Annotated in this window: 13 protein-coding genes; 7 read left to right on the plus strand and 6 right to left on the minus strand. The window is 63.2% G+C overall.

The genetic code is table 11. From position 1 onward, the window contains the following. The first annotated feature begins 15 nt into the window (after positions 1 to 15). The 3 genes from BV106_RS00870 (at position 16) to BV106_RS00880 (ending at position 5,086) form a co-directional block, all read left to right on the plus strand. Positions 16 to 951 (plus strand): SGNH/GDSL hydrolase family protein, encoded by a 936-nt coding sequence (locus tag BV106_RS00870; protein WP_038159002.1) that lies wholly within the window; start codon positions 16 to 18, stop codon positions 949 to 951. A gap of 100 nt (positions 952 to 1,051) precedes the next feature. Beyond that, a complete protein-coding gene (locus BV106_RS00875) occupies positions 1,052 to 4,489 on the plus strand; it encodes a PVC-type heme-binding CxxCH protein (RefSeq protein ID WP_038159005.1) in 3,438 nt (1,145 codons plus the stop codon). A gap of 18 nt (positions 4,490 to 4,507) precedes the next feature. After that, positions 4,508 to 5,086 (plus strand): GNAT family N-acetyltransferase, encoded by a 579-nt coding sequence (locus tag BV106_RS00880; RefSeq protein WP_038159008.1) that lies wholly within the window; start codon positions 4,508 to 4,510, stop codon positions 5,084 to 5,086. 205 nt (positions 5,087 to 5,291) lie between these two features. Here BV106_RS00880 and BV106_RS00885 read toward each other — a convergent pair whose 3' ends face one another. Beyond that, positions 5,292 to 6,677, minus strand: coding sequence for an amino acid permease (locus tag BV106_RS00885; protein ID WP_038159011.1), 1,386 nt, complete (start codon positions 6,675 to 6,677; stop codon positions 5,292 to 5,294). 93 nt (positions 6,678 to 6,770) lie between these two features. Beyond that, on the minus strand, positions 6,771 to 7,796 hold the full coding sequence (locus BV106_RS00890; protein ID WP_038159014.1) for a Gfo/Idh/MocA family oxidoreductase: 1,026 nt from the start codon (positions 7,794 to 7,796) through the stop codon (positions 6,771 to 6,773). A gap of 161 nt (positions 7,797 to 7,957) precedes the next feature. Between BV106_RS00890 and BV106_RS00895 the strand changes: the two genes are divergently transcribed. Beyond that, entirely contained in the window at positions 7,958 to 9,238 is a 1,281-nt protein-coding gene (locus tag BV106_RS00895; protein ID WP_038159017.1) for an MFS transporter, read from the plus strand. A gap of 414 nt (positions 9,239 to 9,652) precedes the next feature. Here BV106_RS00895 and BV106_RS00900 read toward each other — a convergent pair whose 3' ends face one another. The 3 genes from BV106_RS00900 to BV106_RS00910 all read right to left on the minus strand — a co-directional run bounded on the left by BV106_RS00900 (position 9,653) and on the right by BV106_RS00910 (position 16,670). Next, positions 9,653 to 13,705 carry a DUF6797 domain-containing protein gene (locus tag BV106_RS00900; RefSeq protein ID WP_038159020.1) on the minus strand — a complete coding sequence of 1,351 codons (4,053 nt, stop codon included), beginning with the start codon at positions 13,703 to 13,705 and terminating at the stop codon, positions 9,653 to 9,655. Between the two features lie 104 nt (positions 13,706 to 13,809). Beyond that, positions 13,810 to 14,559 carry an AraC family transcriptional regulator gene (locus BV106_RS00905; protein ID WP_051944651.1) on the minus strand — a complete coding sequence of 250 codons (750 nt, stop codon included), beginning with the start codon at positions 14,557 to 14,559 and terminating at the stop codon, positions 13,810 to 13,812. Positions 14,560 to 15,077: 518 nt separating this feature from the next. Continuing rightward, positions 15,078 to 16,670, minus strand: a complete 1,593-nt coding sequence (locus tag BV106_RS00910) for an arylsulfatase (RefSeq protein ID WP_038159023.1) — start codon at positions 16,668 to 16,670, stop codon at positions 15,078 to 15,080. 121 nt (positions 16,671 to 16,791) lie between these two features. On the opposite strand from BV106_RS00910, the gene BV106_RS00915 reads away from it, so the two are divergent. The 3 genes from BV106_RS00915 to BV106_RS00925 all read left to right on the plus strand — a co-directional run bounded on the left by BV106_RS00915 (position 16,792) and on the right by BV106_RS00925 (position 21,776). Beyond that, positions 16,792 to 17,691: a prenyltransferase/squalene oxidase repeat-containing protein gene (locus tag BV106_RS00915; protein WP_265595195.1), complete on the plus strand. Its 900-nt coding sequence runs from the start codon at positions 16,792 to 16,794 to the stop codon at positions 17,689 to 17,691. A gap of 151 nt (positions 17,692 to 17,842) precedes the next feature. After that, a complete protein-coding gene (locus tag BV106_RS00920) occupies positions 17,843 to 21,082 on the plus strand; it encodes a hypothetical protein (RefSeq protein WP_038159029.1) in 3,240 nt (1,079 codons plus the stop codon). Positions 21,083 to 21,116: 34 nt separating this feature from the next. After that, on the plus strand, positions 21,117 to 21,776 hold the full coding sequence (locus tag BV106_RS00925; protein ID WP_038159032.1) for a GTPase domain-containing protein: 660 nt from the start codon (positions 21,117 to 21,119) through the stop codon (positions 21,774 to 21,776). Positions 21,777 to 22,870: 1,094 nt separating this feature from the next. On the opposite strand, the gene BV106_RS00930 is transcribed toward BV106_RS00925, so the two are convergent. Next, on the minus strand, positions 22,871 to 26,439 hold a 3,569-nt coding region (locus BV106_RS00930; protein ID WP_038159056.1), incomplete at its 5' end, for a PVC-type heme-binding CxxCH protein.

Consider the following 26,439-nt stretch of genomic DNA (forward strand, 5'->3'; position numbering starts at 1 on the left):
CTCTTTGCCCAAACCATGAAACGTCTCCTCACCGGAATCATTGCCCTTTTTTCCGGGCTGGCCTCTTTGAAGGCAGCCTCCACCTTCGAGTTTCAAGACCATGACCGTGTCATCCTCCTGGGAGGCACGCTGATCGAGCGGGAGCAGAAGTACGGCTTTCTGGAGTCCGCCCTGACGCTCGCGGCTGGCGAGGGCAAGCACGTGAGCTTCCGGAACCTGGGCTGGAGCGGCGACACCGTCTTTGGCCACGCCCGGTCCTACTTCGGCCCTCCCAAGGAGGGTTTGGAACGCTTGAGCCGTCACGTGGAGCAGATCAAGCCCACGGTCCTGATCGCCTGCTACGGAGCAGACCTCCCCTTTGAAGGGCTGATCAAGATGCCCGAGTTCATCTCCGGCTACCGGGAAATGCTGGACCTCGTGCGCGCCAAGAGCCCGAAGGTTCGCGTCATCATCATTGCCCCTCCGCCACTGGAGAACCTGGGTGCCCCGCTGCCAGACCTCACCGCCGCCAACAAGAAGATGGAAGCGGTGCGCAATGCCCTGAAGGAGTTCGCGGGCAAACAAGCCGCCACCTTTGTGGACAGCTACGAACTGATGGGCGGTGCCAGCAAACAACGCCCCGAGCACCCGCTCACCGACAACGGCATCCACTACGGGGAGGCTGGCTATCGCACCTGGGCCGCAAAGATCGTCGAGGGACTCGGCCTGACCGCCCCCAAGCTGCCCCCTGCCGCCGTGGACCCGCTGCGCCAGACCGTCATCAAGAAGGATCTGCTCTTCTTCAACCGCTGGCGTCCGGCCAATGAGACCTACCTCTATGGGTTCCGAAAACACGAACAAGGCCAGAACGCCGCTGAAATCGAGCGCTTCGACCCCTTGGTGACGGCGGAGGACAACAAGATCCACGAGCAAAAGGTGGCGGCGCTGGAAGCTGCCAAGCGACTCCCCTAGTCCACCGCGCCTTCAGCCGTGCCCGTCACGGCTGTTTGAATTTTGCGTCTGCGCCCCCTTAAGGGCCCCTCATTCTGTACTGACCGCTTTTGATCCGACTATGAAGTATTCCGCATCGATCCTGCTGGCCGCCTCACTGGCCCAGCTGACTTATGCCTCGCAACCCAAGTCCATGGCCGACCTCCCTGATCCCTCGGTGGAGGCAGAGAAGGCCGCTTTTGTGGTGCCAGAAGGCTATGAAATCTCCCTCTGGGCAGGTGAGCCGCTCGTCCGCAAGCCCGTGCAGATGAACTGGGATGCCCAGGGGCGGCTCTGGGTGGTGAGCAGCGTTACCTACCCCCAGATCAAGCCTGGCGATGACCCCATCGACCAGATCGTGGTGCTGGAAGACACGGACAAGGACGGCAAGGCTGACAAGAGCACCGTCTTCGCCAGTGATCTGCAGATCCCTACCGCTGTGATCCCGGCGGACGGCGGCTGCTATGTGGCCAACTCCACGGAGATCCTCTTTCTCAAGGACACCAATGGAGACCTGAAGGCCGACGAGCGGCAGGTGGTGCTGAGCGGCTTCGGCACCGAGGACACCCACCACCTCGTCCACACCTTCCGTCATGGCCCGGATGGGCAGATGCACTTCAACCAGAGCATCTACATCCACAGCCACATCGAGACCCCATGGGGCCTGCGCCGTCTCATGGGCGGCGGCGTCTGGGAGTTCCGCCCGGAGACCCGCAAGCTGGAAATCATCGCCAAGGGGCTCATCAATCCCTGGGGCTATGAGTTCGACCGCTGGGGCCAGAGCTTCGCCACCGACGGTGCCGGCAGTGAGGGCATCAACTACATCTTCCCCGGTGCGGTGTTCGCCACCAGCCCCGGTGCCAAGCGGATTGTCAAAGGCTTGAACCCCGGCCAGCCCAAGCAATGCGGTCTGGAGATCATTGAAGACTCCCACTTCCCGGATGACTGGCAGGGCACCCTGGTGACCTGCGACTTCCGCGGCAACCGCGTGAACCGCTTCCACCTGACCGAAAGCGGCAGCAGCTACATCAGCAAGCAGCTCCCGGACGTGCTGGCCAGCACCCATCGTGGCTTCCGCCCCATCGACGTGCGCACGGGCCCGGACGGTGCCCTCTACATCGCCGACTGGTTCAATCCCATCATCCAGCACGGTGAAGTGGATTTCCGCGATCCCCGTCGTGACCGTGTGAACGGCCGCATCTGGAAGCTCACCGCCAAAGATCGCAAACTGAGCAGCAGCCCGGACTTCGCCAAGGCGGAGATCCCCGCCCTGCTCGAGGAGCTGAAGAGCCCCCGCCGCTGGAACCGCCTCTTTGCCAAGCGCGAACTCCGCACCCGCGAGCCTCAACTGACTCTGGCCTCCATCGATGAATGGGCGCTGGCTCTGAAGAAAGATGATCCGCAGTACTGGAACAACCTCCTGGAAGCCGCCTGGGCCCGCGAGACGCTCAACGCCTGCTCTCCCGCCCTGGTGCGCCAGCTCCTGGGCTCCCCGGACCATCGCATCCGTGCCGGTGCCCTCGGCATCCTGCGCCACCGCCTGACAGAGTTTCCTGATGCCGACGCCCTCCTCGCGACCTCCATCGCCGACGACAACGCCCAGGTTCGTCTCTGGGCCGTGGCCATCGCGCGCGACATGTTCAAGCCCCAGGCCCTGGAAGTGGCCCTCCGCGCCCTCGACAAGCCGGTGGATGAGAGCATTGATTTCCTCCTCGAACTCACCGCGCGTGAGCAGGCGGACGTCTGGCTGCCCGTGTTCGTCAATGGCGGCATCAAACTCGACGCCAATCCCAAGCACTTGGTGTACGCCCTGAAAGCCACCGGCCGTCCGGAAGCACTGCCCCCGCTCATCAAGGCCCTGGGCAGCGGCAAGCTCGCTGAAGAAGACGCTGCCGCCGTGCTCGCCATGGTGGGTGATGTGGCCAGCCCCGCCGAGCTCAGCCAGCTCTTCCCCATCTTCAAGAGCGAGTCCGCCAAGGCCCGTCGCATCGGCATTCTGGACGCCTTTATCAAGGCGGGACAGCGCAAGGCCACGCCGGATGCTGCCGCCGCGCTGAAGGATCTCCTCACCGCTCTCATCAGCGGCACCCCCGACGACACGGACCTCGCGGCGCGTGGTGCGGTGCTCGCCGGTCTCTGGAAGCAGGAGCCCCTGCGCGCCCGGCTCGAGGAAATTGCGAGCGGCGACAACACGCCGGCCGCCCTTCGCGACAGTGCCATCAAGGGCCTGGTATCCCTCGGCGGTGAACCCACGAAGAACTACCTCCAGACGCTGGCATCCGGTGAAAAGGCCGTGGGCACCCGGGCTTCCGCCCTCTCGGGTCTCTCCGAGCTTGCCCCTCCTCTCGCCGCGAAGCTCGCCGTGCAGTTCCTCGGCACCGCCAAGTCCGTGGACGAGGCCCGCCCCGTGCTGGAAGCCTTCTTGAAAAACAAGCAACTCCCGGTGCTGCTGGCCAACGAGCTCAAGGACAAGCAGGTGCCCGACTTCGTCGCCGTGGAAGGCATCCGCATGGCCAGCTCCCGCGGCCTGCAGTCCCTCATCGAGGAATCCCTGCGCAAGGCCGGTGGTGTGAAACAGATGGACCGCCCCCTCACTCCGGAAGAGATGCACGCCCTGGTCACCAAGGTGCAGGCTCAGGGCAACGCCTCCCGCGGGGAGGAAGTGTACCGCCGCCAGCAACTGCTCTGCATGAGCTGCCACGCCATCGGCGAAAGCGGCGGCCTCATCGGGCCCAACATGGTGAGTCTGGGCTCCAGTGCCCCGGTGGACTACATCATCGAGTCTCTCCTCGAACCCTCCAAAAAGGTCAAGGAAGGCTATCACATGACCATGATCACCACCAAGGCTGGCCAGGTGGTCGCGGGTGGCATTGTCCAGGACGGGGATGAAGTGGTGGTGCGTGATGCGGCCAACCAGTTCCACAAGGTGGCCAAGGGCGACATCGCCCAGAAGATCATCAGCCCTGTCTCCATGATGCCCCCTGGCCTCACCGCCAGCCTTCGTGAAGACGAGTTTGTGGACCTCGTGAAGTTCCTCTCCGAACTCGGTCGCGAAGGTGACTACAAGACGCAGCCCAACCGCTACGTCCGCACCTGGCGCACCATGGGCAAGATCGAGCAGGCTGACAACGACCACGTGCGCCACGTGGGCCTCCAGGCCCTGAGCGACCGCAAGTATGCCTACCCCTGGCAGATGACTCTGAGCAAGGTCAACGGCGACCTTCCACTGAACGAACTACCGATCGCGGCGAAGATGTACCCCATCTTCCCCCGCATTGCCCAGTTCGACCTCCAGCTGGACGCTGACGGCCCGGTGACGCTCGGCCTGCCCGCCACTCCCGGCCTGGTGCTGGTGGTGGATGAGCAGAAGTTCGAGGAAGTCACCCCGCAGATGAAGCTCGACCTCAAAGCGGGCAAACACGTGGTCACCGTGCTGGTGCCCAAGTCCGCCGGTGAAGTCAGCGCCCTGCGCGTGGAGCTGCTGGAAGGAGCCGCCAAGGTGGTCACCACCCTCCAGTAAATTGCGCCTTCTCAATTCATGAACCTCTCCCACCTGCCGACCGGCCTTGTCGTCCGTGAGTACACTCCGGATGACAAGGAGGCGTGCCTGGACATCTATCGTTCCAACGAGGACTTGCTGCCCCCCGATCTGATCGAGGCTTATGCAGACTGGCTGGACATAGGCACGTCCTACATGCTGGTGATCGAGCAGGGGGGCGAGGTCCTGGCCTGTGGCGGGCTGGAGATTGACGGAAGTAAAAACTCCAATCAGATCAACTGCGGCCTGGTGCGGCGCTCGCACCACCGCAAGGGGCTGGGCACCCTGCTCAACCTCACGCGCCTGGCCCTGGTGCCCCAGGACCACGACCCGGCGTTCGTTGGCATGGAGACCAGCGTCTCGAACGAGCCCTTCTTCAACAAGTTCGGCTTCGAGCGCCTCAACAAACCCGTGAGCCGCTATGCCGGGGCCTCTTATTTCCTCGACATGGGAATGTGGCTCCCCGCCAGCCAGAAACAGGAGCTGCTGACCCTGTTGAAATCACTGCCCGTGGATTTCCGCGTGGACTTTGAAGAGTCCATGGCCGGGGCGGCGGAGGGAGAAGAAGAGAAGGAATAGGGCGAGGCGACAATAGTTGTGCTGAATTCATCCGAAGGACTTGCAGCGGTCTCAAACGCCCGTGCGCGGCGAATGTAGAAGAACCGTCTCGGTTCTTGTCCCCGCTCTGCCCAGCGCCCCCAAGAGCCGGGACGGCTCTTCTACATTGTCCCGGTCATCCTTATCCTTACCTTGATGTCGTCAGCCAGGAGGTGACAGATATTTCTCACATCTCCACCTCACCCATGTCGTGCTTGGGCTTGATGATGAAATAAAGCCCCAGCGCCACCACCAGCACGGCGGCCGCAATCAACGGGGCCGTACGATTGGCGGGATCGCTGCTCTGGATCGCACTCATCACTCGAACGACGACCAACGAAGCGCAGACCAATGCACCCAGCACAGGTACAACCACCGGCACTTCGAACCCTCCTTTGGGCTCGTCCTTTCGGCGCTTCAGGATCACAAGACCGATATTCACCACCGTGAAGACAGTGAGCAACAACAGCACGGTGGACTCGGCGAGCGCTTTCACGCCCCCGCTCAAGATCAGGCCTGTCACGATCACAAACAACACCGCAATGGCGATGTGAGGCGTGTGACGACGTGGGTGCACACTGCCCAACACCTGAGGCAGCAGTCCCTGACGGCTCATCCCATAGAGCAAGCGTGAGCCCATGATGTAGTTGAGCAGCGCGGTGTTACCGATCGCGAAGATGGAGATGCCTACGTAGATCTTGTCGATGCCCTTGAACCAAGGCGCCGCCCTATGGGCCACTTCCATCAAAGGAGTTTTGCTGGCAGCCAGCTCTTTCCACGGCACCACCGACACCGCCGTGATGGCCACGGCCATGTAGATCAAGGTGGCCAAGATCATCGCGCCAATGAGGCCAAAGGGAATGTCACGGCGCGGATTCTTCACTTCCTCAGACACATTGAGAATGTCCTCAAACCCGATGAAGGAGAAGAACATCAATACGGCCCCTTGCAGCACCAGAGCCAGGGTGATACCCGAGCCCAGTCCGCCCTCCACTGTGTCGCCCGGTGTCTCCAGGTAGTTCACGCTGCCCCAGAATTTTATGCCCACCGCGATGATGAAGATCAAGCCGGTCGCCTCGATGACCGTGCACACGATGTTGGCCCACATGCTCTCGCGAATGCCGCGGTAGATAATTCCCCCAACCATGGCGACCAGCACAATCGCCACCAGTTTGATGGGCAGTTGCATGCCTATCGCCTTCTCCAGATTCTCCGCGATGGCTTGTGACCCCGTGGCCATGCTGGTGAGCCCGCTCATCATCACCGCAATACCCACCACGTAGCTCAGCCAGGAGTACTTGAACGAACGATGGGTGACATAGGCCGCTCCACCGGCCTTGGGATAACGGCTACCTGCACAAGCATAGGAGAGCCCGGTTAACAACGCCGCCACCATGGCCGCGAGAAACGCGAGCCAGATGGCATTGCCCAGGCTGTCTGCCGCCCGCCCGACCAGCGCGTAAATGCCCGCCCCCAACATCGAGCCCAGGCCATAAAACAGGATCTGCCATGGGCCCAGCGTCTTCTGAAGCGCTGGCTGTTGAGGAGGGATGTGGGAGTCAGGCAAGTTCATGGGGGCCGTTCATTCTGAGCAAACGAACGGCCAACGTCCACGATCAAATGCCTCCATTTTCGGCACGCGCTCTCCGACCTGCCGATGCGATTACTAAGGTTTCGCCGCGACTTCCGCCTTGGCCTTGTCGAGCACTTCCTTCAAGGTGACCTCCGCTCCGCCGCGGCGCTTGCTCTCATCGGCAGCCTCCATGAAGGCGTAGATCTCGACCGTTTCCTCCATGCTCACCGGAGGCTTGCCCGTGCGGAACATTTCAATGGCCGCCACTAGCAGCGGGTCATATCCATCGTAGGTACCAATCGCCGCCTCCCCCTTCTCACCCTTGGCCGTGCCGCCATAGGCTTTGGATTTGTCCGTGCTCTGGCGGAAGGTCCCCTTGCGCCCACCTTCCCAGGTACCGATGACTTCAATCCGGCCATCCGCCGTGGTGCCGCGTTTCACGGAGACACACCCTGTGCCCATGACAGTGAAGAGGGATTCCACACCATGTATGCCATACCAGAAGAGGTCAGGATGGGTTGGCTCCAGGCTCACCGGGCTGACCGTCTCAGCTTCGAGAACCTTGCCGATGGACCCACCCCGCACCGCGAGCGTGCCTTTGCCAAAGCGAAGGGAAGAAGAGGAGAAAATAGGTACACCGGCCTTCTTGGCTTCATCAAAAATACGCAGGACATCTGCCAAAGAGGCGGCCATGGGCTTGTCGATAAACACCGGCTGCTTGGCCTTCAGCACGGGGCGGATCTGTTCCAAGTGCGGACGGCCATCATTCGTTTCGAGCAGAATTGCATCGGTTTTGCCCAACAACTCCTCAATGGAGCCCACAATCTCGCCGCCCAGGCCCTTCACCTTCTCCGTGTACTCCGGCACGCGTTTGGTGCTGGTCTCAATGTCCGGGCTGCCTTTGGGATAGGCCGCCACCATTTTCGCGCCAGCCAGCTTCGCCGCATCTTCGGGGTTCTTGGCCCCCTTGTTCAGGGCCTGCGTGAAGGAAGTGGCGTGGGAAGTGTCCAGACCAATGATGCCCACCCGCAGGGGCTTGGGCTCATCTGTCCGACCGATGGTGGGCAGACAGACTATGGTGGTGGCGGTGGCAAACAGGAAAAACAAACGGCGTTGCATACCCTGAAACCAACGCAGCAGCCGTGGCATCGTCTTGCAAAACCACCCCCTCGAACTCTGAGTCTCCGGTGCCCAGTTTTGGTAGGATTGTGACAATCCCCTCACAAGGGGATTCACCTCTTTCTCTGTGCAGGGGTGGAAGTTGATGCTAAAGAGCGACCATGACCCTCCCTACCCAGAGCTGGTGGACCCCCGGCAGGATTCTGGCTCTGCTCATCGTCATCAATCTCTTCAGCTACATCGACCGCTACGTGCTGGTGGCGGTGGAGCCCGAGCTGCGCGCGACGTTTCTGGCCGGAGATGCCATGGCCAAGACCAAGTCGGGCCTCTGGCAGACAGCCTTCATGATCTCCTACATGCTGATGGCCCCGCTCTTTGGCTGGCTGGCCGACCGAACCTCCCGCTGGCTGTTGATCGGGCTGGGCCTCTTGCTGTGGAGTGCCGCGAGCATCGGGTCCGGGATCGCGACAGGATTCACCATGCTCCTGCTCACACGGGCCATGATCGGCGTCGGTGAGGCCGCCTACGGTCCTGCGGCCCCAGCGTTGATCGCGGAGATGTATCCTGTCCATCGACGCGGCATCGTCATGTCCTGGTTCTTCATGGCCATCCCCGTGGGGAGCGCTCTGGGCTATGCTCTGGGCGGGCTGGCCAACAGTTACCTGGACTGGCGCTGGGGTTTCTGGCTGGCAGGGGTACCGGGCATCTTCCTCGCCATGGTCTGCTTCTTCTTGAAGGACACACGGCGCAGCCAGGCCGCCGCCACAGGACAGGCTCACCACGCCCCGGGGTTTGCCGACTACAAGCGCCTGCTTCGCATCCCCTCCTATGTCATCAACGTGGCCGCACAGACGGCCATGACCTTTGCCATCGGGGGCCTCTCTTTCTGGCTGCCTGCCTACATCACCGAGTACCGACAATATGGAACGCTGGGGCAGGTCTCCACGATGGTGGGCGCCATCACCGCTGTTTCAGGACTGGGCGCCACTCTCTTTGGCGGCTGGCTGGCGGATCGTTTGCGCAACCGCTTCGCCGCCTCTTATTTCCTCGTCTCCGGCGGTGGCATGGCCCTGGCCTTCCCCTGCACGCTGGCCATGCTGTTTGTCCCTTTCCCTTTCGCCTGGGTGTTTGTGTTTGGCGCGGTGTTCTTCCTGTTCTTCAACATCGGCCCTGCCAACACCGCCCTGGCCAATGTGGCCCCGGCAGCGGTGCGTTCCAGCGCCTTTGCCCTGAACATTCTCACCATCCATGCCCTGGGCGATGCCATCTCCCCAGCGCTCATCGGAGCCGTGGCCGACCGGTCCAACATGAACTTGGGCTTCATGCTCGTCTCCGGTGCCATGCTCGTGGCGGCCGTTCTCTGGTTCATCGGCATGCGCTGGCTGCCGCAGGATGTGGAGCGCGCCGCAGCACGGGATGCGGAGGCCTCTGCCGAAAAATAGGAGGCAGGGTGCAGGCAGTTTGGCAAAGAATCAGGGGCAACAGGTCGTGTTGCCACACGCGATCAACGCAAGCTTGTCGTCGAACCCGAAGGGTTCACCATGAATAGCCATGGGTGAAACGAGCGTAGCGAGTGCAACCCATGGTGCCGCCCCATGCTCCTCTACCGCGGAGCGGTAGGCCCATCGTCTTGCGCCACCCCACACGTCATCCCGCGATCTCACCCACGCAGACTGTTACCCGCTATGGGCCTACCGCTCCGCGGTAGAATTCGCCCTCCCAAGTACCATGGGTAGTCCTCGCTCCACTCGGCCGACCCATGGCTATGCATGGCGAACCCTCCGGGTTCATGAGATAACGCGTCACCTGCTGACGCACTGACGCACTGACGCACTGACGCACTGACGCACCGGCTCCTACTCCACCTTCAACACCCCGTTCATCACCAACCAATGCCCCGGGAAGGTGCAGAGATAAGGATACTCCCCCTTCTCCTGCGGGGCATTGAAGTGGATGGTGAACTTCTGGCCGGGCTGCACCATGTCGGTGTACACCAGCACTTCTGGTGACTCCGGCACATAGTGGCGGGCGAGCCCGGCGGGATCCGTGATCATCTTGTTCGCCAGATCGCCCACGCGTTGCAAGGCCCCGGGTTTGATGAACAACACATTGTGGGGCACGGCATCCGGATTGCTGAACTCCAGCGAAAGCCGCTCCCCGCTTTTGGCCACCAGTTGTTTCTGTGCGAACTGCAGCCCCAGAGCGGCCTCCAGCTTGAGGGGACGACCGCTCTCACCTTTCGCCCAGGGATTCACTCGAGTGGGCTCAGTGGTCACGGCGACATTTCCTGCTGGCACACTCCGCGTCTTCACCACCAGCTCCCTCGCCCCGGGGAAATCCGTGAACGGTTGCCCGAGCTGATGCACCGTGCCATACAGGTCCGTAGATTTCCCAGGACCCGTCGTGATGTGCAGATGGATCTGACTGGCTGGCACCACCTCCGGCACTTCCAGGAAGAGCTTGCGCCCGCCCTCCAGCACCTGCACCGAGGTCACTTCCAAGGCATCGTGTCCGGCGGTTTTCGGATGTTTCACCGACCACTCCTGGGAACCATAGGCGCTGGAGGTGATGTAGTTCCAGACCTGGACAAAGTGCTGGCGGGCCTCCCGCGCGACCGCGGCATCCACCGGCTGGTTAAAGGAAATCATCACTCCGTTCTGCCGCACCTCCCAGCCCACCGGCAGAGGCTCCGTACCGCCCGTAAAACGCACCCGCTGCAGGCAGCCGTCCTTGGGCCCATAGCAGCCCCAGCCATACATGCCACTGACATAGAGCTGCCCGTCCTGCGCGTGAAAGCGGCCGCGTTGCGCGCCGGAGAGGAAATCCGCCGGCAACTCCCATGCCGCCCCCTGAGGCTGCCCCGAGGTTGCATCCCGCAGCACCACCAGACCTGTGCAGGCCCCACAAGAAAAGGTGAGCAAGGTGCCGCGAGGCACGCCCCACGCATCACTCTCCACATAACACTGGCCGCCAGCTGAGTTGTCCACCCCACGCGGAAGATAAAGCAGCGGCGGTTCAACGGTCTTGCCCGGACGCGGCCCACCCAGACCATAGAACCCGCCAGCCTTCACCTCGCACACCATCGAGGCCGGCGTCCAGTCCCCCTCCTGGCACGAGGTCGTGATGCGCCCTTCGGCAGAGAGCCCCAGACCATTGGGGTTGCGAAAGCCCGTGGCCAGCACCTCCACCGGACCACCCGGCTTCACCCGACACACACCCTGGTTCCCAGAGGAGAAATAGAACCGGCCCTCTCCATCCCGCTGCAGACCACAGAGGTAGTCATGGCCGGAGGGTGAGGTGACCATGGCGTTGGTGACGCACTCGTAGAAGTCCGCTTCGTCGTCGTGGTTCAGGTCATGAAGCCGGGTGATCTGGTCGCGCCCCAACACGCAGATCTTGCCATCCGTCACCACCAGCCCCTGGGGCTGATGGAGACCGGTGGCGAACCGTTTCCACGTCAGCCGGGCCAGGGAATCATTCACTCCACGAACCAACCACACCTCTCCCGTCATGGTGCAGAGCGCCAGCGTGCCGTCCGGCAGAAAGTCATGGTCACTCACAAAGAAGAGAGCGCCGTACGGGTTTTCATAGGGGAGGGTCAGCGTGTCGAGCGCATAGGGCTTGCCCTCCCCAAGCGCCCCCTTCGTCTCCAGCACCTGCGTCCACTGGGCGGGTCCGCCATTGCGCAGATCCTTCCAGGGATGCTCCTCCGTCCTGGCCCGCAGACGCCGAGGCGTGCCATTTTCAAGGCTCATCGCGTCCAGCATCTCCACCCCATCCAGTTCATAGGTGAACAACACGCGACTCCCGTGCCGGTAGAAGCCGTGGTACTTGAGCGAAGCAGGGGCGGGCTGCAGGGGCGTTTTCTGCACGGTCGCTCCGCCGGGTTTCGCCGCCTCCATGAAACCATGCCGCACTTCCGAGAGTTTGATGAAACCACCTTTCCACACCAGGGGAAATGATGCCGTCACCGGGTCAAAGCAGGCTGCAAGTTCTCCTTCGCCCCCCAGGCGCACGCAGACACCTTTGGGCACCACGAGGCCGTCCCCCTTGAACACGCCGCTGAAGAGGTTTCCCAGATCGGAGCCCTTCCAGCGGCCGTCCCGCCAGGTGTCATCGCTCTGGTTTCCCCAGTGGCCCTGCGTGCCGCCATCCAGCCCCGGATACGGCGGCAGCAGCAACCGCTCTGCCTGGCGGCCTTTGAAGGCCACCGCCTGCTTGGGGTAGTAGTCGTAGATCCGGTCCCGGTTGACGGGCTCCTGCCGATTGGGCCAACGGTTGGGATGCAGCGGGGCACGCACGTAGGAGAACGGCTCCGGTTCGAGGGATGAACCCGCCGCCTCCTTCTTCAGCGCCTCGAGGTCGTCAAAGTTCCAGAGCCCGATGGTCGCGTCCGTGGGCAGCAGCGGCTCCCCACGGCCCACGGGATTGGAGTTGCCGCGGGCGATGCGCACCTCATCAATGATTCCGTCACAGGACAGCCCCTTCTCCACCAGACGCCCAAAGGCAATGCCCTGGGTGGGATGGGCCTTGGGCGTCGCGGGTGCCACCGGAGCATCCAGCACCTGTTTGTTGTCCACCTTCAGCCGCACGCGGTCGGATTCGATGATGGCGCTCAGCCGGTGCCACTGGCCGTCGCAGATGTTGGCCTGTGATTTGTACTCACCACCGCGACCGGGCATGTAGAGGCTGAGCACGCCGCTGCCGGCATAGGAGTAGAGTTCCCAATGCAGAGGGGAGGATTTGGATTCACAGGCCACGAGGATGTTGAACCCTCTGGCGCTGTCCAGCCGGGCCAGGCACTCCACCGTGATGGGGAGTTCATGGAAATCATCTTTCCCTGCCAGCACCAGTCCGCCCTTGAGCGCCTTCCCCAAGATCTCACTGCGGGACGGCACCAGTTGCGGCCCCTGCGTCTGGACCGCCGCGGAGGCTGAGTTGCCCTTCTCCGCGCCGGGACCAGGAGCCTTCCATGAGCGCGGCACAGGCCGGGGTCCCGCGTCACCACCGTCGAGTTGTTTCACCAGCCAGCGCAGGCCGTCGAGGTTGTCCTGCAGGCGGGCTTCGGCGTCCTCGTTGGTGTGATTGAGGATGCCGATGGGTCCTCGGTAACCGCTGTCACGGATCACGCGCAGAAGTTGCAGATCCAGCTCCCCCTGCGCAATGGGCACGATCTTCTGCCCCTTGGCCTCGCCATCGGGCACCATGCCGTTGAGGTTCAGGCAGAGCAGATGCGGAATCATCCGGGGCAGCACCTGCGCCAGACGATCCATCTGGCTGTGCCCGTGGTGCAGGTTGTACACCATGCCCACATTGGACACGCCCTGCTGCTCAAGCTTCTCGATGATCTTGAGCTGCGTCTGGGGTTCGCCGAACCAACCGCCGTGATTGTACAGCCCCACCTTCACGCCCGCCTCTGCCGCCGCTGCGGCCAGTGGCTTGATGCGCGCCACCTCCTGGGTGAGCCGCGCCTCCTCCTCGGCAGCATTGGAGGGGCTCGGTCCACCACCCGTAATCCAGAGATCGCACTCCTTCAATCCATGCCGCTTGATCAGCTCGAGGATGAGCTTTGCCTCCGGTGTGAGGGAGGTGGGAAACCACCACCCCGTGAGCCGGACCTGATGCCGGGCCAGCGCTTCGATCTCCGCCTCAAAGGTGGGCACGTGCTCCGCCCGGTGGTCATAGACGAAGCGTGTGATGCCCAGTTTCTCCAGCATGGCCGCACGTTCCTCGGGGCCGCGTTTTTTGGCATCAAATGGCACGATGCACCAGGCCGCCAGATTGGGCTGCGCAAAGACTGCGTTGCGATCTGTTGCCGGCTTCACAGCGGAGGCCGGAGCCGCAGGCGGGGCAGCGTTCACTGGCGCAGCGGCAAGGCAGAGCAGGGCGGGGAGGACAAACCATCTCATGGCAGGAAGGGATGCGAAAGACGTGGGACAGAACGTTCCCAAGATGGGCTGCTCTTTGCCCAAATGATAGAAGGGCAGCGTCCTGTCTTGGTACAAAAGCGGCGTCAAGCTCCCGCCGTGGTGCCATAGCGCTGCTGGTACTCCCGCGGGGTCATGCCCGTTTCCTTGCGGAACTCCCGGGTGAAGTGGCTCTGGTCGCAGAACCCGTGGTCATCCGCCACCTCAGCCAGGCTCCGGCTGCTGAACACCAACGCCTGGCAGGCAAGGCGCACCCGCAGCCTCCGCACATACTGCTGGGGGGCCATGTGGAAGAGCTGTCGGAACCGGCGCTCAAACGCGCGCACGGAAAGGCCCGCCATCTTCGCAAGCGCCGCCGTTTCCAGAGGATGGGAGACATTGGCCCGAATGCCCGCCACCACCGCCGAGAGCCGAGCATCCTCCGCCACCATGACCGCCTCGGAGTCGCCGACAGCTCGGGTGGTCCCGGCCGTGCCGTAGAGTCGCCCCCGCGCATCATGCAGCGGCACCTTGTTGGTGATCGACCACGAAGCCGTGTGATCGAACCGCCCCACCAGCTCCACCCGGTCCACCACCTTCCCACCTGCCAGCACCAGTTCATCATCGCTGCGATACTGGTCCGCCAAATGCGCCGGTGAGAGATCGGCATCCGTCTGGCCCACCACCTCATCCAGATGCTCCAGCGAGTAGTTCAGCAGGAAGGCGCGGTTCACCCACTGGTACCGGCCCTGCCGATCCTTGATCCACGCCTGCGTCGCCGGGCCCAGCATCTCCAACAGACTCAGCACGCCCGTGGCGGGGAGGCTGGAGAGGGGGGTGGATGGAGGTGATGGCATGGCGGGATCTATTAGCCGTGTGTGGAAAGTAAGAGTGGGAATTTTTGATGAAATACTCCTGACCCGCCTAAAGGCGGAACTCCAACTCTGGTACATACCCTCTCCGAAAAACTTGAGAGCGTTTCATCCCTGTTGAAGCGAAATCTCGAACAGCGAGTTGGACGTTCAAAGCAAGAGGGACCTCCGCACCGTGGTTGGAGTTCCGCCTTTAGGCGGGTCAATAAACATTGTGCCCATAGCGCCCCTTTCCACCTCGACAATACGCTGGCCAAAAAGCGGTACTCCAACCCCGCTGCGAAACTCCGAAATGCTCCGCCCTGTTAACTTCAAAACCTGAGCAGCGCGCCGGACATACACCTCGTCTCAACACACCCGCGCCACGGGCCTGAAGGGCCCAGAGAATCCAGCCCAGGGGCGGAGGCCACGAAGTGGACGCAGACCCTGGGTATAGGCGCCCCTTTGCATGGCGGCCTGAAGGGTCGCGAGAGTGGTCCGCTACACCAAGGCACCTCCAATCATCACGCCCCGACATTCTTTTGCGGCTTCTTCCTCGCCGTAGGCACTGCCTTCGCCCCTTTCAAAATATCCGGTTCCACGGTGTTGGGCTGAGCTTCCCCCGGCGTGCTGCGCCCATTGGCTACATACTTCTCCAGCAATTTCTTGAGTCGCTCCACCACCTCGGGCTGTTCTGCCTGCACATTCTTTGTTTCTGTAGGATCGACCGACAGGTCATACAACTGCACGCGGGCCGCCCCCGTGTCCTCCTGGCCCGGTCGCGGGTCGCTCCAGCCGCCTGAGCCGGGGCAAAGCTCCAGTTTCCACGAACCCTGCCGGATGGAGAACGCACCGGTGATGGAGTGGTGCACCACCGCTTCCCGCACTGGAGAATCCTGCCCCTTGAGGGCAGGCAGCAGGCTCACGCTGTCTTCCGCAGCGTTGCCGGGCAGTTTCACTCCCAGGGCATCGGCGCACGTGGCCGTGAGATCCACCAGGCACACCGGGTGGGCATAGCTCGTGCCGGGCTTCACCACCGCCGGCCACTGGACGAGATAAGGCACACGGTGGCCGCCTTCATAGATGTCCGCCTTGGTACCGCGCCACGCCGCGCTGGGGTTGTGCCCCCTGGCAGCCAGGGCGGGATAGTCGGCACTGGGGGAACAGCCGTTGTCACTGGTGACGATGAGCAGGGTATTTTCATCGATCCCCTTCTCCTTCAATGCCGCCGCCACCTGGCCGATGGCGTCATCGGTCTCCATGACGAAGTCGGCGTACAGATTGAGCCCGCTGCGCCCCTGCCATTCTTTGGATGGCATGATGGGCGTGTGCGGAGAGGCCAGCGGGAGATAGAGGAAAAACGGCTTCTTTGCCTCCGCCTGGGTGTGCACATACTGCACCGCCCGGCGGGTCAGTTCCGGCAGTACCGCTGCCCCGTCGAAGCCCGGGCTGCCCGGCCCCTCACGGGTCCAGCTTTCCTTGCCGCCTTTGTTCATGGGCAGCTTCAAGGTCGCTGTGGGAGACTGGGCCACCCGGTCGTTTTCGATGAAACAATACGGCACCATGTCGAGGGAGGCACTGATGCCGAAGTAGTAGTCGAACCCGACACTGTTGGGCCCGTTGGTGATGGGCTGGTCATAGTCCACATTCCGCACCTGGTCCGGCTTTTCGATGCCGAGCTCGGTCACGTCCTTGCCCGGGAGCTTCACCCAGTCCATGCCGAGGTGCCACTTGCCGATGCAGGCTGTGGCATAACCTTCCGATTTGAGGAAGGATGCGATCGTGAGGCGGCCGGGCTCAATCAGCCGGGGGCTCAGCCCTCCCAGCACTCCGTTCTGCAATTTCGAACGCCAGTTGTAGCGCCCCGTCATCACGCCATAGCGCGTGGGCGTGCAGACAGATGAGCTCGTGTGCGCATCCGTGAACCGCATGCCCCGGGCGGCAATGGCATCCATCTGCGGCGTGGCTATCTTGCCCTCCGGGTTAAAGCACTTCACATCGCCGTAGCCCAGATCATCGCAGAGGATGAAGACCACATTGGGCCGGGCGGCAGCACCTGCGGGCAGGAGGCCAGCGGCGGCCAGCACGGTTGTGAGAAGGAGGGAGCGCAGTTTCATGGTGAGCAGATGGGTAACGGGGCGCGATCGCCTGCACAAACGGTCGTGTGTCAGGCTTCTTTCCACCCTCTGCCAATCGCCGGGGATTGACGACGGATAGGGACATTGTTACTGGACGCTCGTGATTTCCAGCACCCGCAGCTTCCGTCTTGAAATGCTCCAAGTGGCCCGCCTGGCTCCCAAAGTCCTGGGCGACTCGACGGAACTGGTGGCCAGTTTCCTCCAGAGTCAGATCACGCCCCAAGGTGGGTTTGGCGATCGTGATGGCCGCCCTGACCTGTACTACACCGTCTTCGGTCTGGAATCGCTGATGGCGCTGCGCAAGGAGCTGCCGCTCGACTCCACGAAGGCCTACGTGCAGAGCCTTGGCGACGGAACCGGGCTGGATTTCGTCCACCTCTGCTCTCTGGCCCGATGCGTGGCCAGTCTGGGACGCGACACGCTGACAGAAGAGGCCAGAGTGCGGCTCGCCGCCCGCATCGAGGCCTACCGCACCCCGGACGGGGGCTATCATGGATCCCCGGAAAAAAGGGTCGGCTCGTCCTACGGTGCCTTTCTCGCGTGGGGAGCCTACTCGGACCTGGCCCTGCCCATGCCAGATGAGGAGCGCCTGTTGCCGACCGTACTCAATCTGCTCCTTCCTGACGGCTCGTTCGCCGCTGAACCCGACCTCCCCCAGGGCACCACGCCAACCACCGCCGCAGCCGTGGTGCTGTGCCGGCTGCTCGGAGCCAGTTTAGGCACCGCCACAGGGGATTGGCTGTTAGAACAGGCTCACGCGAGCGGCGGCTTCCTCGCCGTGCCCGGCGCTCCCCTGCCTGACCTGCTCAGCACCGCCACCGCCCTGCATGCCCTGGAAAGTCTGGAGGCGGACTGGTCGGCGCTGCGTGAGCCCTGCCTGGATTTCGTGGATAGCCTTTGGAATGCCGAGGGCGGATTTCATGGTCACTGGGCCGATGACCATCTGGACGTGGAGTACACCTCCTACGGCCTGCTGGCGCTGGGCCACCTCAGCAGCTAGACCGGCGGACTTTTATCTTGCCTTCCTTTCGCGCGAAATTTAAGGTACATTAGAAGTCGTACTTGGCTTCATAGTCGCTCACCTCAACCTCGGTCTCTGACAGTTCGCGTTCCCCTACCCGTGCACCTCGTGCGCGGCCACTCCCTGCGTCATGGCGTTTTCCTTCCGTAGCTTCTTTGGCAAAGACAAACCGGACGACGGTTCGGCAGGAAGCTCCGCGATGACGTCCTCTCCCCAGGCTCATCAGGGGGGATACCCGTTCCAAAAAGGGAATCAGACCGGCACGTACTCCACCAAGGACGTGTTTCTGGGAGCGTCCACACCTGCGAACGGCAATGGTGCCAGTTACCACGGGTCCAGCCCTTTTTCCCCCGCCATCTCCGTGCCCAGCACGGGTCTCACGGTGGAAGACATTCTGCCCTCCCTGCCTCCCGATGTGGTCAAGCCAGGTGGCGTGGCCCCGGGTCAGCCGCTGCAGATTCCCAATGAGCTGCTGGAGCGCGCTCTGCGCAGTGGTCAGGCGGCGCTGCCGCTGTTCGAGATCTACCGCGTCTGTCCGGCTCTGTTCCGTACGCCAATTGCCCCGCAAGACGCCCGTTGGGTAGCCCTGCCGCCTCACAAACTGGGCGGTCTGGCTGCGTTGATGCACAAACAACAGCCCCCTCAGGCACCCGCTCCGACGCCTCCTGCCGGTCAGCCTCTCTTTCTGGGTGGCAATCCCTTTCAGCAGGCACCCGAGCCTCCGGCTGGCACCGCCTCTGGAGAAACCACCTTGTTTCATCCCTCGCCCTTCCATGTCGAAGGGGTGAACAACCCAGTGGAGCCTCCTCAGGGCATACCGCAGACGCCGCAGTCCCTGCCGCCCACCACGGTCCAGCCCCCGTTCAATGCCTTCAGCCAGTTTGGAGCCCCCGCTGCGGCCGAGCCTACCGCCCCCACTGATGCAGCGGAGCGCAGCAGCGCCCCGCTGCCCAACGCCGTGACGGGGAACCCCTTCGCGACATCTCCCGCGGTCACCAGTTCCAGCTCGACCAATCCCTTCCCGCCGATGCCATCAGGGGGAGGCCAGTCCTTCAATCCGTTTGGCCAACCGGCGGTTCCCACTGCCCCTGCCTTGGGTGCCTCCCATCCGGAGCCCATGCCGCCCGTTCCGGCCTTCTTCGGCACGCCTCCAGATCAGTCAGCACAAGCGCCACCGGCGACCATCTCCCCTCCGGTCTCCCCGCTGTTCACCTTCAGCCACTCTGCTCCCGCCTCCCCGCCCACGGCACCACAGCCGGCTCCGGCGAGCCCGTTTGGGAACTTCCTGCCCGAGAGTCCAGCTGCTCCAGAAGCGCAGGGGTCGCCTGTGGCCAGTGGCCCTCAGCCTCTGCCCCAGGCTCCATCGCAACCGCAGGTGCCGTTTGGGGCACCCAATCCGTTTTTCCAGCCACCCTCAACTACGAGTGGCAGCGCGAACGCCAACGCAGCGCCCATTGCACCACCTGCACCTGCTCCTGCGCCCCTTCCGGGTCCGGGACCGGCCCTGAATCCTTTTGCGTCATTCGGCCTGCCCACGGCACCAGCCGAACCGCAGCCCATGCCCCCCACCATCCAACCGGTTGCGCCCGAATCGGCCCTGCCAGGCGGGGCAGCCCCGTGGCAGGCATTTTCCCCAGCACCGGCACCAACCCCAGCCCCAGCTTCGGCTCCCGAAGCCCCCGCTGCCCCCATCGGGAGCCCCTTCGGCCCCAGCCCGGTCCTGAGTCCAAGCTCATTCCCGGAAGCTCCTCCGGCCCCCGCAGGCACCAATCCGTTTGACCGCATCAAGGCGCTGAGCTCGTTGCCGGACCCATCCGCCAACGCCATGCCCGCCGCGCCACAGGGCTTGTTTGGGCCAGCGCCGACACCAGCACCCGTTCAGATCCCTGCACCACTGGCTCCGTCCACATCTGCCTCAGCATCTGCGCCCACGCCCACCGTTCCCCAGCTTGCTCCTGCGGCACCAGTTCCCGCCTTTGCCCCGCCCGCGTTCGGTGCGGCCCCCGTCCTTCCAGCAGCCCCGCCAGCTTTCGCAGGGGTCCCCGGGCCGCTGGCTGAGCCAGTCCCCGCTCCGGTTAAGGAGAAGGCCATCTTCAGCCTGGCCACCGTGCTCTCCCGATGCACGGAGCAGGAAATCGGCGTGAAGCCCGAGCAGATCCCATCCTGGATCACGGTGGGCTTCCCCATCGCGATGCTGATGGACCAGCTCGCCAGTGGCAAGGTCACCGTGAAGTTGGCGGAGATCATGCGTGGTCTCGAACCGGAGTTCCGCAGCATCATCACCCCCTCCCGGCCGGACATCGTGGTGGAACTGCCCATCAACGACGTCTTCCACGCCCTGCCCTCGACCGCTGCGCCCGCGAGCCTCCCGGTGGCCCAGCCGTTGTTCCAGACGGCACCGAGCACTCCCGCGGAGGCACCCGCCCCTCCGATCACCAAGTCAGCAGACGTGCTGGGCAGCGAAGCCTTGGCCGCCATGGCCGACTTCAAACCCGCCGTGGCAGCGGGCTCCCCTGAAAGCCAGGCCGCCCTGCCATCCCTCTTCAGCCCAGCCCGGCCCGAGGAAACCACCTCCAAGCTGCCGACCGGCGTGCCGTGGCCATTTGAAGCTGCTGCCGAAGCTGCTGCCGCCTCTCCATCCTCCGAACCGGAAGCAGGAGCCCCTGCCGCACCCGCGCCCCCTGCTGCGCCCCAGGCCTTGTTTTTTGGCAGTCCGCTCGCGGCAGAGGATCCACCCGCGGTGCCGCCACCCTTCCACCTGCCGCAGCCCAAGGTGGAGCCCGTTTTGGCTCCTGAACCTCCGGCACCGGCCCCGCTCTTCCAGGCCACGAGTTCCCTGCTGGGCCTACCCGTGGACCCGCCAGCCAGCAGCCGGTCCATCCGCTCTGAGGCCATCACCTTCGGCCCCGGGGTCAAAGCCGAGTTTGCCTCCACCCACCCATCCCACCTCCGCGCCAGCAAGGACCGCAACAAGCAGCTTCTGCTGCGCGTGCTGTTGAGCACCGAGGACGACCTGGAACTGGAAGACGTCATTCGCCTCACCGGAGCCCTTCCGGGAGTGTCTGCCGCCGTCTGCCTGCAGGATGGCGCGATCATGGGCTACGCCAGCAATGGCACCAGCGAGGCCGAGAATTTCATCCGTCAGGCCACCCAGATCTACGGGCATCTGCAGCCCTTGATCCAGCTGACCGGCATCATGGATACCGAGACGCTGAGCATGAAAAGCGACCAGCTCATGGCCTCCTTCTCCCTCCAGGGTGAACTCGTGCTGGGCGTGCTTCACGACCCGGGCAAAAACGAGCCGACGCTGCGCGAGCGCATCACTCTCATCGCCCGCGAGCTCAAGTCCGTCGTGGGTGCCGTATCCTGATTTCCCTCCAACCCGCCTTCCATCCTCCCTTCCCATGGCTGTGATTCACGCCGACCGCAGGACGGTCAACTTCAAGATCGTCTATTGCGGCACACCCATCGGCGGCAAGACCACCAACCTCCAGCACATCCACGCCTGCCTGGACCCAAAATCACGCGGGGAGCTGGTGAGCCTCTCCACCACGGCGGACCGCACCCTGTTCTTTGACTTCCTGGCCGTGGAGGCCCCGATTCTGAACGGCTACACCGCCAAGTTCCAACTCTACACGGTACCCGGTCAGGCGGTGTACAACGCCACCTACCAACTGGTGCTCCAACAGGCAGATGGTCTCGTGTTCGTGGCGGACTCCCAGATGGACCGCATGCGGGAGAACGTCCAGGCCTGGGACAACTTCCGGAACAACCTGCGTCTTAACGGGCAGTCGCTCGATGAGCTGCCGCTGGTCATCCAGTACAACAAGCGCGACCTCCCCAATGCGGCCCCCATCGAGTACCTCGAGTACCTCATCAACCAGGGAGCCCACCGCTGCCAGAGCTTCGAGGCCAGCGCGGCCCGAGGACATAACGTGCTGACCACGCTCAACGCCATCTCCCACGAAGTGCTGGGCCGCTTCATGGCCAAGATGCAGCAGGGCCAGGTGCCCCAACCCATGGCCAGCCGCTCCTCCAGCGCTGCCGCCATGGCGGGTGTGTGAGAAGTCTGCTCAGGGACTCTACAGCGCACTGAGGCAAACTAAAGTTTGAACTACAAACAGAGCCCAGCACAGCGCCCAGTTGGAAGCTGTTTGTAGTTCAAACTTTAGTTTGCTGCATGGATTCTAGCACTGACTGAGCAGACTGAAGCCTGGACTCCGCACACCACTTCCGAAGCGGTCACCATAGATTCCGCGAACCTCAGTCAACGAGGGGAAGACGTCATCCACGGTTCTGCCATCCCTTCAGGATGGAGTCAAAATTTCGCCCATTCCAGAGGCAGGGCTCGTCAGACTCGCCCGGCCTCTGGCTACCTTCTGGGATGCCTTCGGCATAGGTGAACCATGACGGATCTCTCAGCCCACCGGGCCCCTGCCGATTGCCCATCAGCAGCACAACCGATATCGCAATCGCTCACCTCATCGAGAGCGCATCTCCATGCCGAAGGCATTTGAGAAGGTAGCCAGGGGCCGGGCGAGTTTGACGAGCCCCTGCCCCTGGGATGCCCACTAAAGATGAAATGCACCCTGAAAGGGTGCCAGAGATGTGTGCTTTCCTATATCCGCACTCGCGACACGCAAAACCTCAGGAAAACATGCAAATCCCTGCTGCCCCCCTCTCCATCACGTCATCCCCGCAACCTTCCCCTGCGGGCAGCAAATGTCACCCTAGCTACCGCGCCAAGCCTCCCCGGTCCCGGAGGGACCTCGGAAATTAGCCGGTGGTGACAACCACCGGGTAGACGCCCCGCCAAATCATCGCGTCCTGAAAGGACGCCGGACCGGGAGCGGAGCCTCTGCCCCTCCCTCGCCACCTGCCGCTGCTACAGCCTTGAGATTCCAGGAAATCACAAGGGCCGCCAGCACTCCAAGACGCTTCGCGACGCTCGCACCTGGCAAGGCAGAGAAGGCTCCGTTCCCGGCAAGATGCCGAGAACAGCACGCAGGATGCGTGCGCTCCCCAGCATTGCCTTACTCACCAACCACAAACCATCCGCAAGCCAAAACCAATACGCCGAACCGCACCAGGCCCAACACCTTGACCACTGACGCACTGCCCACTGACGCACTGGCTCCAGCCCACTGACGCACTGGTTTCACCTCGGCTCCAGCTTCAGGTAATCCAGCCCCACCATAAACGCCTGCGCCGCGGCGGGATTGGCACCGGTGATCTTCACCACCAGCTTGTGATCGCCCGGCTCCAGTGTGCGCACACCCCAGTCCAGCTCGCCGGTTGAAACCACCGCCACACTATACAGATCCATTCGTGCCGCAGGGATGACCTCCCCATCCAGGCTCACTTCAATGGAAGCATAGTCGCGCGCTTTGGTGAGCGCCGCTTTGAGCGCATACTTGCCGGCCTTGGTCACCGGCAGGGTCACCGTCAACGTATCGCCCGGCTTGCCACCGGTCCACCAGAGCTGGCGAGCCTGGCTCCACTGGCCACCGAAGCCGCCCATGTTCTGGGGCTTGGCCTGCCCCTTGGTCACGACCACTCCCTCCAGCGTTTCTCCCTCGATCGCACCCTCCACCTTGGCCGCACCTGCGCCACTGCCACCCGCAGCCTCGGACTGAAGATACGCCACGAGGTCCACCACTTGCTCCGGTTGAAGGGCATCAAACTGCCCTTCTGGCATGGTCGAGAACTTCGAGATCTCACGGTTCTTCACTTCCGCCTTGGTCAGGCTGAACTCTACACCACCCGGCATCACCACCTTGTAGCCGTTGTCCGTCTCTTCCTTCACGATGCCACTGAGCACCCGGCCATCCTTCATGGAGAAGAGGTTGAGCTGATACGCCTTGCCGATCACGGCATTGGGATCCAGCACGTTCTCCAGGAGATAGTCCAGATTGCCGCGGTTCGATCCCGTAAGGTCGGGCCCCACATTCGCGCCCTCACCCAGCATGCGATGGCAGGCTCCACAGGTGCCGGCATACCACAGCTTGCCCTGCGCCAGATCCGCCTTCTTCAACCGGTCTGCCGTGAGGAGAGCTTTGTACTTGGCTTTGCGCTGCGGGAGATCCGCCTTGCTGGCGTTCACCGTGCCCCAAACCTTTTCAATCAAGCCATCCACCTCGCCATTCTTCAGCGCCTGAAGCTGCCGCACCAGGAACGGAGAGAGCGCGTCTCTGGAGATCGCCTTGCTCTCCACACCTTTCAACAAGGCCTGGGCTCCCGCCGCCGAAGAAGCCAGCGTGGCCACGGCATCCGCCTTCTCCACAGGAGAGAAGCCCGCAAAGGCCTTGGTCAGCACCGCTGGCGTCTCGGGGTGCGGCAGTGATGCCAGGGCCTGCACGGCATTGCGCGTGAGCACCGGATCACGGGACGCAATGAGCTGCTGCATGAGCGCGGCACTGGCCTCGTCTCGTACCTGCAACAAGATCTGCAAAGCGCGATCACGACGCCCGTTGGGAGCTTTGACATTCATCAAAGCCACGCGCTGCAACTGCACGGCTGCAGCATCTCCGAAGTAGGCCGCCAGCTCATCCACCAGTGACTGCACGTTTTCCGAGGCCCCCTCACGCAGGCGGCTCGAGGTCTCACCCCAACCGGCGGGAGCAGTCAGTTTCCCTGAACCGCGGGCTGATTCCACCAGCAAATTCAAGAGGTTCTCACGCTGCCCCTGATCCGCATTGCCCGCGATGGAGGCGAGAAACGCACCACGCCCATCCTCGCTGCCAGCCATACGCCGGTAGATGAACCCGGTCACCTTTTCCAGCTTGCTCGCAGCCGCCAGCTTCAAGCCAGCCGCCCCATCCGCCGCAACCACGGGTTCGATCCCATACCAAACGAGCAGGGGGATGTTGGCATCCTGCTGGTCTTCGGCGCGCCCCAGCAGGCCCAGGGCGATCTGCGCACGCTCCGCCACCGGCACCCGCTGCAAGACCGAAGCCAGCTCCCGACGCACCGGTGCCGCCTTTTCCTGGGCAGCCGCGCCCGCCAGAGTCTTCGCCAAATCGGCCGTCACTCCGCCATCCAGCTGCCCCAGCAGCCGCACCGCCCAGCCCCGCAGTTCCGGCTCCGGACGAGCTAGCAGACCCACCAGCAGTTTCTGGTTCGCGGCACCACCGGCTGACAGCCCCCACAGCGCCCGCAACCGACGCTCAATCGGCCCCGGAGACTCCAGCGCCTTCAACAGCGCCTGCTTCGCCACATCGCCCACTCCGCCATCGGCCGCCTTCTCCATCAGCAACCGCTGCGCCATCCGCGCCTGCCAGGAGTTCGAGGAATCCAACAGCATGCCCACCAGCGCCACATCATCTTTGCCCGCCGGCAGGTTTTTCACCCAAGTGGTGTTGAGCTGGTCATACACCACACGGAAGATTCGTCCATTCGTGCGGTTCCAGATCTCCACATCACGATGGTGGCAGGTTTGTTCATCATACCAGTCGGAGACATAGAGCGCCCCGTCCGGACCCACCTTCTGTGTAACGGGGATGAACCAGTGGTCGTTGGAGCGCATGAAGTCCGGGCGTCGCTGCCCGGTATAGCCACTGAGGGCTGGCTCCACGGCATTGTGCACCAGGCGGTGACCATGCAGGTTGCCAAACAGCAGCGCCCCCCGGTAGAGTTCCGGGAAATTATCCCCCTGGTAGATGGCAAGCCCGCAGTGGGCATGCCCGCCCCCGGCCTGGTCCGTGCTGGCCGGCACGGCCAGGTTCTTCAGATCCTTGCGGTCGCCCCAGGCAGCATGATCCTTCACCTCACCGGCGTAGTGGCGATGCTCCGCGATGGTCTTGATGTCGTCATACGTGTAGGGGTTGAAATGCTGACCCGCCTGCCGCTGATATCGGCCACCGGGCAGGATGTGGTAGAGGTGCGGGATGACGCACGCGGTCACGAAGAACTCGCCGCGATCATTGAAGTCCAGGCCCCAGGGATTGCTCGTGCCGTGGGCAAAGACCTCAAACTTGTGTTGCGCAGGGTGATAACGCCACACCCCGGCATTGAGCGGCTGGCGGCTGGCCTCCGGGGTACCCGGCTTGCCCACCAGCGAGTGCGTGAAGACCCCGTGGCAGCCATAGAGCCAGCCGTCCGGCCCCCAGATGAAGGAGTTCAGCGTCTCATGCGTGTCCTGGCTGCCCCAGCCATCCAGCAGGACCACCGGATCCGCGTCCGGCTTGTCATCGTGATTCTTGTCCGGAATGAAGAGGAGGTTCGGCGCCGCACCAATCCAGACCCCGCCGAAGCCGACCTCAATCCCGCTCACAAGGTTGAGCTTTTCCATGAAGACCTTGCGGGTCTCGAAGCTGCCGTTTCCATCCTTGTCCTCAAAGATAAGGATCCGGTCCTTGCCCTCACCCGCCTTCGCGGGCTGGGGATAGGTATTTCCTTCTACCACCCAGATACGGCCGCGCTCATCCCAGCACATGGCGATGGGTTGCACCAGATCCGGCTCCGCCGCGATGAGATCCACCTTGAAGCCTTCCGGCACGATCATCTTCTTCACCGCATCCGCCGCCGACTGCCCCGCGACGTAGGACTCCGTGAGCGTGGCCCCAGGCCCATAGATCTTCTTGGGCTGGAACTGAGCAAAGCGCGCCGCATCCACCTGCTCCCGCTTTTGGACGAGGACATAACATCCCGCCTTGTTCCCGACCACCACGTCCACCAGCCCGTCTCCGTTCACATCCCCCGTAGTGAGCTGGGTGCCCACCCCGCTGG

This window comes from Verrucomicrobium sp. BvORR106 (genome assembly GCF_000739655.1).
GTDB lineage: Bacteria > Verrucomicrobiota > Verrucomicrobiia > Verrucomicrobiales > Verrucomicrobiaceae > Verrucomicrobium.

Excerpts from the sequence above, each read along its gene's own strand:
- BV106_RS00870 (WP_038159002.1), top strand. The coding sequence starts at position 16 with ATGAAACGTCTCCTCACCGGAATCATTGCCCTTTTTTCCGGGCTGGCC.
- BV106_RS00875 (WP_038159005.1), top strand. The coding sequence starts at position 1,052 with ATGAAGTATTCCGCATCGATCCTGCTGGCCGCCTCACTGGCCCAGCTG.
- BV106_RS00880 (WP_038159008.1), top strand. The coding sequence starts at position 4,508 with ATGAACCTCTCCCACCTGCCGACCGGCCTTGTCGTCCGTGAGTACACT.
- BV106_RS00885 (WP_038159011.1), bottom strand. The coding sequence starts at position 6,677 with ATGAACTTGCCTGACTCCCACATCCCTCCTCAACAGCCAGCGCTTCAG.
- BV106_RS00890 (WP_038159014.1), bottom strand. The coding sequence starts at position 7,796 with ATGCAACGCCGTTTGTTTTTCCTGTTTGCCACCGCCACCACCATAGTC.
- BV106_RS00895 (WP_038159017.1), top strand. The coding sequence starts at position 7,958 with ATGACCCTCCCTACCCAGAGCTGGTGGACCCCCGGCAGGATTCTGGCT.
- BV106_RS00900 (WP_038159020.1), bottom strand. The coding sequence starts at position 13,705 with ATGAGATGGTTTGTCCTCCCCGCCCTGCTCTGCCTTGCCGCTGCGCCA.
- BV106_RS00905 (WP_051944651.1), bottom strand. The coding sequence starts at position 14,559 with ATGCCATCACCTCCATCCACCCCCCTCTCCAGCCTCCCCGCCACGGGC.
- BV106_RS00910 (WP_038159023.1), bottom strand. The coding sequence starts at position 16,670 with ATGAAACTGCGCTCCCTCCTTCTCACAACCGTGCTGGCCGCCGCTGGC.
- BV106_RS00920 (WP_038159029.1), top strand. The coding sequence starts at position 17,843 with ATGGCGTTTTCCTTCCGTAGCTTCTTTGGCAAAGACAAACCGGACGAC.
- BV106_RS00925 (WP_038159032.1), top strand. The coding sequence starts at position 21,117 with ATGGCTGTGATTCACGCCGACCGCAGGACGGTCAACTTCAAGATCGTC.